At 40.4% G+C, this 9548-nt stretch carries 15 protein-coding genes and 1 pseudogene; 14 read left to right on the top strand and 2 right to left on the bottom strand.

What is annotated here, in order from left to right; all coding sequences use genetic code 11:
- From VB077_RS02745 to VB077_RS02785, 10 genes are all read left to right on the top strand, one after another.
- Window positions 1–713: RNA methyltransferase (locus VB077_RS02745; protein ID WP_323413688.1), on the top strand; the 713-nt coding region annotated here is incomplete at its 5' end.
- A 109-nt stretch (window positions 714–822) separates the two neighbouring features.
- Window positions 823–981: a hypothetical protein gene (locus tag VB077_RS02750; RefSeq protein ID WP_323413689.1), complete on the top strand. Its 159-nt coding sequence runs from the start codon at window positions 823–825 to the stop codon at window positions 979–981.
- Between the two features lie 66 nt (window positions 982–1047).
- Entirely contained in the window at window positions 1048–1308 is a 261-nt protein-coding gene (locus VB077_RS02755) for a DUF4160 domain-containing protein (RefSeq protein WP_323413690.1), read from the top strand.
- Window positions 1309–1321: 13 nt separating this feature from the next.
- On the top strand, window positions 1322–1609 hold the full coding sequence (locus VB077_RS02760; RefSeq protein WP_323413691.1) for a DUF2442 domain-containing protein: 288 nt from the start codon (window positions 1322–1324) through the stop codon (window positions 1607–1609).
- A gap of 184 nt (window positions 1610–1793) precedes the next feature.
- Window positions 1794–2414 (top strand): hypothetical protein, encoded by a 621-nt coding sequence (locus VB077_RS02765; protein WP_323413692.1) that lies wholly within the window; start codon window positions 1794–1796, stop codon window positions 2412–2414.
- Window positions 2415–2630: 216 nt separating this feature from the next.
- Window positions 2631–3005 carry a hypothetical protein gene (locus VB077_RS02770; RefSeq protein WP_323413693.1) on the top strand — a complete coding sequence of 125 codons (375 nt, stop codon included), beginning with the start codon at window positions 2631–2633 and terminating at the stop codon, window positions 3003–3005.
- A 548-nt stretch (window positions 3006–3553) separates the two neighbouring features.
- Window positions 3554–3751 (top strand): hypothetical protein, encoded by a 198-nt coding sequence (locus VB077_RS02775; RefSeq protein WP_323413694.1) that lies wholly within the window; start codon window positions 3554–3556, stop codon window positions 3749–3751.
- Between the two features lie 30 nt (window positions 3752–3781).
- Window positions 3782–3982: a sigma factor-like helix-turn-helix DNA-binding protein gene (locus VB077_RS16540; protein ID WP_416337015.1), complete on the top strand. Its 201-nt coding sequence runs from the start codon at window positions 3782–3784 to the stop codon at window positions 3980–3982.
- Between the two features lie 184 nt (window positions 3983–4166).
- A complete protein-coding gene (locus tag VB077_RS02780) occupies window positions 4167–4961 on the top strand; it encodes a nitroreductase family protein (protein WP_323413695.1) in 795 nt (264 codons plus the stop codon).
- A gap of 474 nt (window positions 4962–5435) precedes the next feature.
- The gene (locus VB077_RS02785; protein WP_323413696.1) at window positions 5436–5894 is read left to right on the top strand and encodes a DUF3795 domain-containing protein; all 459 of its coding nucleotides are present in this window, start codon (window positions 5436–5438) and stop codon (window positions 5892–5894) included.
- Window positions 5895–6030: 136 nt separating this feature from the next.
- On the opposite strand, the gene VB077_RS02790 is transcribed toward VB077_RS02785, so the two are convergent.
- Both VB077_RS02790 and VB077_RS02795 read right to left on the bottom strand, forming a co-directional pair.
- Entirely contained in the window at window positions 6031–6336 is a 306-nt protein-coding gene (locus VB077_RS02790) for a type II toxin-antitoxin system RelE/ParE family toxin (protein WP_323413697.1), read from the bottom strand.
- The gene (locus tag VB077_RS02795; protein WP_006716475.1) at window positions 6329–6595 is read right to left on the bottom strand and encodes a type II toxin-antitoxin system prevent-host-death family antitoxin; all 267 of its coding nucleotides are present in this window, start codon (window positions 6593–6595) and stop codon (window positions 6329–6331) included. The genes VB077_RS02790 and VB077_RS02795 overlap by 8 nt, the downstream gene beginning before the upstream one ends.
- A 196-nt stretch (window positions 6596–6791) precedes the next feature.
- Here VB077_RS02795 and VB077_RS02800 point away from each other — a divergent pair, with 196 nt between their 5' ends.
- The 4 genes and pseudogenes from VB077_RS02800 to VB077_RS02815 all read left to right on the top strand — a co-directional run.
- Window positions 6792–7109 carry an NIPSNAP family protein gene (locus VB077_RS02800; RefSeq protein WP_323413698.1) on the top strand — a complete coding sequence of 106 codons (318 nt, stop codon included), beginning with the start codon at window positions 6792–6794 and terminating at the stop codon, window positions 7107–7109.
- Between the two features lie 369 nt (window positions 7110–7478).
- Complete coding sequence (locus VB077_RS02805) at window positions 7479–8357, top strand: aminoglycoside 6-adenylyltransferase (RefSeq protein WP_323413699.1); 879 nt, start codon at window positions 7479–7481, stop codon at window positions 8355–8357.
- Window positions 8358–8511: 154 nt separating this feature from the next.
- Window positions 8512–9078, top strand: coding sequence for a hypothetical protein (locus tag VB077_RS02810; protein ID WP_323413700.1), 567 nt, complete (start codon window positions 8512–8514; stop codon window positions 9076–9078).
- 224 nt (window positions 9079–9302) lie between these two features.
- A pseudogene (locus VB077_RS02815) lies at window positions 9303–9548 on the top strand (RNA methyltransferase); the annotation flags it as partial.

Consider the following 9548-nt stretch of genomic DNA (forward strand, 5'->3'; position numbering starts at 1 on the left):
CGGAGAGTACCAAGGTAATTGGACTTGCCCTCGACGCTGGATGCGAGCCTATTTCACTTTTGATGGAGCGCAAATACATTGCAGGGCAGGCGCACGGTATAATCACCCGCTGCGGAGATATCCCCGTCTATACTGCCGATAACAACCTGCTAGCAGGGCTGACTGGCTTTCAGCTGACCCGCGGTGTGCTGTGTGCCATGCGGCGTCCTCATCTACCCAGCGTTGAGGAGGCGTGTGCTGGTGCAAGTCGAGTGGCTGTTCTTGAAGGTATTGCGGACTCTACCAATGTTGGTGCCATTTTTCGCTCGGCTGCGGCACTAAGCATCGATACCGTGCTGCTTACCCCCTCATGCTGTGATCCAATGTGCCGGCGTGCGGTGAGAGTGAGCATGGGAACTATCTTCCAAGTGCCATGGACCCGTATTGGCAGCGAGCCCTCACAGTGGCCGCAGCCGGGCATGGAGAGTCTGCGTAAGCTGGGCTTTAAGACCGTTGCCATGGCTTTAAGTGATACCGCTGTCAGCATAGACGATCCGCAGCTCATGGCCCAGGAAAAGCTTGCTATCATACTGGGTACAGAAGGTAATGGACTGGCGCCCAACACGGTTGCCCACTGTGATTACACCGCTCGTATCCCCATGTCCCATAACGTGGACTCGCTGAATGTTGCTGCAGCAAGCGCAGTGGCTTTCTGGCAACTCAGAGCCCGGTAAACTTTTATATTCTTATAGTGCGTCGTAAAATTCTTATATAGTGTATATAGCGTAATAAAATATGGGGAGGTTCAAGGGGCCGCCGTCCGTCCGTGGCGGCCTCTGAATCTTGGGGCGTACGGCATCGGATAACAGCGAATTACCAACATTGCCTTTGGCACGGCATTTGCTGAATGGGGAAGAATTCAGCAAATGCCGTGCCAATCCCTACGGGCCAGCAACGTTGGTAATTCACGGGACGTTATCTAGAATCGGAATTTCGGAATAGGAATGCATGGGATTATTTTCAAATTTGGGCGTTATAGGTTATAATTAATTGGCGAGGTGTTGATAGATGCCGATAATAAGTGAATTTTATGGAATAAAGATAATGATGTTTTGGAATGATCATTATCCCCCTCATTTCCATGCAGAGTATAGAGAAAATAAGATATTGGTAGGTATTGAGAGTGCGACGGTCTTAAAGGGCATCTTTCCTTCAAAACAACTTAAGCTAGTACTTGCTTGGTGCGAGATTCATAAGGATGAATTGATGACTAACTGGGAGAATGGAAAGGGCAATAATCAGTTCATTAGAATCAATCCGTTGATTTAAGGGGGTACTATAAATGTTTCATAAAGTTTTGCAGGTAGTGCCGATAGATGGTTACAAAGTATATATCTATTTTGAAGATGGGAAGATTAAACTATTTGATGCTTCGGAGTTAATAAAAAAAGGAGTCTTTCAGCAACTCCGGGATGTTGAATTGTTTAAGAATTCCTGTACAGTTCTAAATGACACTTTAGCTTGGGACTTATCTGGTAAGTTTGATCCCTATAATTGTTTAGACTTAGATTCTGAGGATCTTTACAATTCATGCCCGGAGGTAAAGGAACCAATTGAAAATATTATTTAGCATCATGAGGCTGACAGAGATAGTTGGCCTCATCTTTTTATAGAATGTCACTGGGGCTTCCGACTCCAGATAACAGAGTATTGCCGAAACTTGCCAAGACGAATGAGGTTGGGACGCTGCGGGACTCCTCAGAACGTTATCGGAAAGATGAGGCGGGTTGTGATACCGTAAGAGAGAGGTGTTTATGCTGAAAAAGATAATATCCTTGTGCACGCTAATCATACTATCAATTCTTATAAGTGCTTGTTCACACACCAATACAGCGATTTCACTTTCAGAGAAAAAGGATGTTATGGTTCCAGAAATTGAAAAACTATATCATCAATACTTTGATTTAAGTGATGTACAAAGGAATGAGCTTAAGGCAAGAGGATATAGCGAAGAAAGCATTGCTAATCTTGATTCAGAAGATTTTAAGCAATTAGAAGCAACATGGAAGTTAACTCAACAACAGATAACTTACGCAAAACAGATTTATCCGGAATTAAATGATATGGACCTTACAGAATGGACAAACGCTGATTTTGGGCAATATTCTATTACTCAAACAAATAAAACATACGCGCCCACACCCGAACAGGTTTCTGAACTGGAAAGGAGAGGGATTGATACCGGTATTGCTCGTCAAATGCTTAAAGAATATCACAATTACGATACTTTGTTAGCACAGTCCGACCAAGTGCTTAATGAATTAAAGAACAAAATTATTGATACAGAAAAACAGTATAAAGATTTTTTAAATTATAAAAGTCAGATTAGAGCAAAGTATAAAGAAAGTACATATAACGGCAAGAGTGGGAATTGAAATGCCAGTCAATAAGCTACTGTTAATTTTCTAATTAAAAATATTGTATAAGTAGGCGACGTCTGTCTCAGTCTGGCTTTGGGGGCCTCCTCCATCCGATAACACTGAATTTCCAACACTTAGAGGATGATGCAAGCGGGTTATGACGCGTCGCAAATACGCAGAACGTTATACGTCATAACCGGGTCAAAAAATGAATTGAGGAGGAGTGGGAAGATGACCATAATTGTCAGACACAGAAAGAGTAATAAAGTATATGCCCTAATTGGTACAGGTTACGGTGCATACAAAGCAACTACACCAAGTTTCCTAGGTGGGAATCTATTTCCCCACGAGGAGGAAGGGGAAATACCTGTTGCTGCTGTCACTAATGAAGAAGGAGAAATTCAATGGTTCTACACTAATGAGTTAGAAGTGATCGAAATGGATGGGGTGAAAATCAAAGAGGTTTTGGCGCCATTTAGAAAGACATCTGATGAAACAATAGATGAACCTGCTATGAACGTTTGCCCTGCTTGTGATACTGAAATCTTACCTAATGATAGAGAGTGCCCTTCGTGTGGTTTAGTTTTCCAGATTGAAGAGGAATAGAGAATGCTTCCGCTATTCCAGATTACTGGCACTAATCAATAATTTTCGAGTTTCACATGATTGGGGGTAATTACATGAATCCAATAAGTGTAGACTACACTGGAATATTTTCGATTTTTTATTTTCTTTTCTTGCTAGGTCTCATCATACTTACTTTTTATCTCATGATAAGTACAATACTATTTTTTAAACGTAAAACTCAAAATGATAGAGAGCTCCTAAACAAATTAGATAAACTCATAGAACTTCAGACCAGACAGAATAATGAACCTAATAAGTTTTAATAGTTCTAAATACTTCGGGGTATCGTTTGCCGTTACGGCGTATAACAGCGTGTTCCCGAAATCAGAGAGAATATGAGAGTAGTAACCAGACTTTGGGAACACGCAGAACGTTATATGACATTCGAGCAAAAAAGTATTTTTTAGCCCGTTGTATTTTTGAGATAATCTTTCCGGGTTAAATAACGATTAAGTAAAGACTAAACCTTAAAACAAGCTTTATTTGATGACAAAGAGTCGGTTTCCCAGATAAGGAGGGCACAGCCGATGTTTACGAGGGACGAGGTTATAGAAGCCATGGAACAATGTCTAAGTGAAAAAGAGGGGGAGATTCTTTCGGCAAGGTGGGGTGTGGATAATGGTATACCCGTCAAAGTCGAAGAATTGAAGGAAAGCTATGGAATAACAATCAAGCAAATGCGAGATATAGAGAAAAGAGTTTCCCAATATATAAGATCTCGATAAATCATCAGTCTCTGGCAAAGTAGAATGCAAATGTATACGCGTGAGCAAGTTGTGAACGCTATCGAAAACTGTTTAAATAAAAATGAGCGGGAAATTATTATGATTAGGTTTGGAATAGAAGATGGAATAACCACATCCTTAAATGAAATTGAGTCGAGATTTGGAATATCAAGAGAACAAGTTCGTGAAATCGAAAAGAAAGTGCTCATTTATATAGGGGAACATTGTTAATATCATGAACAATAATCTTCTTGGGCGGAATGCATGGCTCGAACGTCATATAATAGAGGGTTTGCAACATCGGAAAGAATATGAATGTAGTAACCCGGTGTCGCAAACCCTCGGGACGTTAGAGGCCATTGTGTTTTCGGGCAGAATAATTAAGAAATTGAGAATGACAAGGAGCGAAACAATAGTGCAAATTCATGATGATAAATATTATAGTGCAATTTTTCAACGGCATTCCCGGCGACAATTTGACGGGAGGAAGTTATCAAAGGACTTTGTTACAAAACTATCGGATTTTGCTATACTACTTAACGATCAGGTACCAGGTGCCAGGGCTGTTGTAGTAAACGAGAACCCCGATAAAGTTTTTAAAGGCGCTGTAGGCAATTACGGAAAAGTGAAGGGTGCCCCTGCTTATGCGGCTTTCATTGGTAATATGAAAGACCCAAACGTTCAAGAGAAGGTTGGATACTTAGGTGAATACTTTGTACTAGAGGCTACATCAATGGGATTAGCAACTTGTTGGATAGGTGGATTTTTTAGGTTAGAAGTTGTTCAAGCCCAGATTCACCTTGATGCCAACGAACAAATTCTTGCAGTAACGCCAATTGGATTCGCGAAGGAAGAGTATACCTTAGAAGAGAAAATGATGTCCGGATTTGCCAAGAGCCATAAGAGAAGGAATCTTGAAACATTATGTTTAACCTTGCCTAAAGAACAATCACCCGCTTGGATCATTTCGGCATTGGAAGCAGCTCAAGTTGCTCCTTCGGCGGTCAATAGACAACCTTGGCGTTTTTCTGTTGAAGACGAAACCATTAAAGTCTCAATGGATAATCTTAGGGATTCGTACCATATCTCCAAACGGCTGGACTGTGGCATAGCGATGGCACACATTGAGCTAGGCGCCAAACATGAAAGAGTCATAGGACAATGGGAGTACTTAGGCAACATTGACGTCGCTAGGTTCAAAATAAAATAGTATCTGAAATAAATGGGGTACACGACGTCCTCTAACACGGCATTCCCGCAACTTAGAAAAGATGCATGTGGTTATTGTTGTTGTTACTTTCGGTTTCCTTTATTGGCCTATAGGAGACAGATTATTGTGTTTAATAAAGTAATGTAGCAATGGTCCCATATGTTCAAGTTTAAGACGGGGGGCTAACCTGTCATGAATTCTTATTTTGTGTAATTAAGGCTATAACCGAGCGCTAAAGGGGCCGCCGTCCATGGCGGCCTCTGAATCACGGGGCGTACGGCTTCGTATAACAGAGTATTCCCGACACTTTGCCAGGAAGCAGGCGGAATGGCGCGTCGGGAATACTCGAGACGTTAGACGAAATGCTCTGTCTTTTTGTTAGAGACCATGGGGTGCAATGCTCTGTAAATCAATGCAAGTGCCTGCTAACCTTGAATTGAATATACACTACTTTAGAAAAAAGGAAGGTTGGAGATGGGAGAGAATAGAAGATACACAGCATTATGCGGCTTATACTGCCTTGATTGCATTCCATCAAACAGAAACCTTTTTAGAATAGTAGAGCAATTAGAAGCGATGTTGGCAGATTTACAATTCGAAAAGTATGCTGCACATAAGGCCAATAGAAGCAAAGTTTTTGAAGATTACGGAAAGTTCGTTGAAGTATTTAAGGAAATCAAAAAAGTTGAATGTAAGGTTCCATGCTATGAAGGGCCCAGTTCTGAATTAGGTTGTAGTCGAAATTGCAAAGTCAGGAGTTGTGTAGTGGATAAACATTATTCAGGATGTTGGGATTGTGAAAGTTTTTCAAACTGCGAGTTACTTAGCCCCTTAAAAGAGTTTCATCCGGGATTAGAACATAACCTTCAAATGATAAAAGATTATGGAATAGACAATTGGATCGAAAAGAGGGAAAAACACTATAATTGGTAATCAACGTTTCTTGCATTTGAATGCGATGCTTGGCCGCACTTCGTCTAACAGCGTATTGCCAACACTTAGAAAAGATGAATGTGGTTAGGACGCGTCGGCAATACGCGAAACGTTAGCTGAAATCTGGCTTTCGGAGTTATAGCAAGAAGCTATATTGCCTTTTTCCGTGAAGTATTCTTCTGATTTCTACTACTTCCTCCAATACTACATAAAAGACAAGATAGTTATCTATTATTAAAACCCGATAATTTAGATGCATTAACCGTATATCCTTCGGGATAGCTCCTAAATAAGGAAAATAAGCAAGTTTAGAAATGGTTTTATCTACAACATCGAGGAAGTTCATAGCAGCTAAAGGATCATCCACCTGAATATATTCTACGATACTCGTTAAATCATCTTGAGCTACAGGTAAATATTCTATGCGATATTTCTTATCCATTGATCTTTTCCCTTAGATTTTTCATTAAATCTTTGTGAGAGATTCGCTCTGCACCTGAATTACTTTGAGCTTCAGCTTCTCCCAGCTTTTGATAGAGATCTAACAGTGCTTGTTGTCTTTCGTATAAGGCCATGCTCATCACGACAAGATCACCTTGACCATTCTTGGTTATAAAGACTGGTTCACCATCTTTATGACAGATTTCAGATATTTGATTAAAGTTATTTCTAAGATCGGAAATAGGTTTTATAGTAGGCATAAGCATTCTCCTTTATCATGGTATATGTTGTTATTATATCATAATTGTGATAGATAGATGCAAGCGCCAGATATCAGCTAACAAAATGTTCCCGTAACTTTGCCAATATGCAAGCAGTATGACGCTACGGGAACACGAAACGTTATACGCCAGGCCCATGTCGGAGAATTGTAAAGAGAGTAGAGGAGAGAAAGAAATGATAACTTGCTATTTGCGTTACGTAATTGATCCGTATAAGGTGAATGAATTCGAAGAGTACGGGAAGAGGTGGATTACCTTAGTAAATAGGTTTGGCGGAATTCACCATGGTTATTTTCTGCCTCATGAAGGACCGAATAACATAGCCATCGCTTTGTTCAGTTTCCCGAGTTTGGCTGCTTACGAAGAGTATCGAAAACGCATCAAAACGGACAAAGAGTGCCAGGAAGCTTGGAAATTAGCTGAGAAGAGTCGTTGCATTATAAGTTTTGAAAGAAGTTTTATGCGTCCGGTTTTTGAGGACGAAGAACAATAGCTCCCAAAGGAGGGACAGAACGATGTACAGGGAGTTTCCTGCGTCCATTAAAAACCTCCCTAAGGATGAATTACCATTTGATTGACTCGATGCTGGCTACCGCAGAGTGGAAATAGCCAAGTGTTCTTTAATGAGTTGGATATAGAATTGACCATAAAAGGCGATTGATTTTTTGCAGATTCTGATAGATATAAACAAGTGGGCCCAGCGTATAACGGCGTATTCCCAAAATCTGAGTGAATGTGAATGTAGTATGCAGACTTCGGGAATACGCGGGACGTTACACGAAATCAGGTGCAGGGGAGTTTACATTTTGGGATAGATTTTAGACTCAATTTTAAGAAGTTTTGATTGTAAAGGACGACAGCCATGAAAATGCGTAGTGAACAAGAAATGATGAATTCAATAATGGATACCGCAAAAAATGATCAGCGGATAAGGGCTGTTATAGTGAATGGTTCAAGGGCAAACCCGAACGCCAAAAAGGATTTTTTTCAAGATTTTGATATTATCTACGTTGTAACGAGTATCAGTTCCTTTGTATCGGATCATAGTTGGATAAGAATCTTTGGTGATATCATGATTATGCAGATGCCAAAATCCGATAGACTCATAACTGACATAGATGACGGGAGTTTTACCTACCTTATGCAATTTACTGATGGTAACCGCATCGATTTAAGCTTAGTACAAGTTGACAAAATCTGCTTTATGAAGCGAGAGAGCCAAAGTCTACTTCTTCTGGATAAGGACGGAATTATAGAACCGTTTCCCCCTGCGAGTGATGCCGATTTTATCGTTACGCAGCCGACTGAGAAAAATTACAATGACTGTTGTAATGAGTTTTGGTGGATATGTACCTATGTAGTCAAAGGAATATGGCGTGATGAACTACCATACGCCATGTTCATGTATGAGAGGTTTCTCAGAGATATGCTTTTTAAAATGATATCATGGTATATAGGTATAAAGACGGATTTTTCTATTAGCGTAGGCAAATGCGGGAAACATTTTAAGAAGTATCTTGAAGCTGAAGTTTGGAAAATGTACCTCAAAACTTACTGTGACAGTAACTATGAAAATCTATGGGAAGCTTTATTTACAGCAGGCAATTTATTTAGGATGATGGCAGAAAAAGTTGCAGACAAATTTGGCTTTTTATATCCATATAATGACGATAGACGTGTAACTGCACATTTAAACCATGTAAGAGATTTGCCAAAAACGGCAACGGAAATGTATTCCTAAGGCAATTAAAACCTAAATTATCTATGTCTTATTTTCGGGGCACCTGACTTCGTGTAACACAGAATTTGGCGCCACTTTGCCAATATGAAAGATGTATGGCGCGGCGCAAATTCTTAAACGTTATGTGAAATTTCCTTGCTTTGGGGTTGATTGTATGAGTAATAAATCTTGGGGTTGCTGTGGGATAGTATTTGTGATGATTTTATTAGTTAGTTGCGTTCAAACTAAACCCCAGAGTGGTAACCAAAGTGAGTTACGACCATATTTAAGTAATAATAAAGCTACAGTGGATGTTAGCGCTGAGCCTAGTGAAGCAACTAGACTATTGGATTATTTCAATAAACAATACCCTAATTCATCGATTTCGGACTCGACATTAGTGGATATAGATAACGACGGTCTTAATGAGCTCATTGTAGCGTTAAATACATATAGTGGTGCCAATATTATAAAGGAAGAAGAGGTTAGAAAAAACGGGTTTGATTTTCTATATGTGGGGGTTGTATTCCCTAAAGGTAAAAATCCAAAGGAATCAGTGATAGTATTAGGCAAAACAGTCGAGAAAGGAATGTATTTCTCTGGCTCAAAATTGTTTAAAGTTGAGAAAATAGGGAGTTCAATAGATCAGATTAAGGTTAAAGTCACAAACCAAGAGGGTAAGAATGATTATTTTACCTTGAAAGTGTTAATAGGAGCAGATGGAATAAAACACTTTCAATAGTGGGGTCAGAAACTTCACATAACACGGTATTCCCGATACTAAGAGGATGATTCATGTGGTTGGGACGCATCGGGAATACCTGAACGTTATCCGAAACCGTACGCATAGGCCGCGCGTCCATGCGCGGATTAGGTACGAGGATTATTGTGCACTTGAAGGATTTTACGTTGCAAAAAAATCAAGGTTTGATATGTTTCCACTAACCTCGAACATAAGGAGATAAGATGTCAAATATCATTGAGATAAGCGATTTTTCATCGCCCAATTTGGATGTCTTTGCTCGCCTGACGGAAACGCAGCTGCGCAACCGGTTGGAGCCGGAGATGGGCATCTTTATTGCGGAGAGTACCAAGGTAATTGGACTTGCCCTCGACGCTGGATGCGAGCCTATTTCACTTTTGATGGAGCGCAAATACATTGCAGGGCAGGCGCACGGTATAATCACCCGCTGCGGAGATATCCCCGTCTAT

This window comes from Desulfitobacterium sp. (assembly GCF_034927245.1).
Classification (GTDB): domain Bacteria; phylum Bacillota; class Desulfitobacteriia; order Desulfitobacteriales; family Desulfitobacteriaceae; genus Desulfitobacterium_A.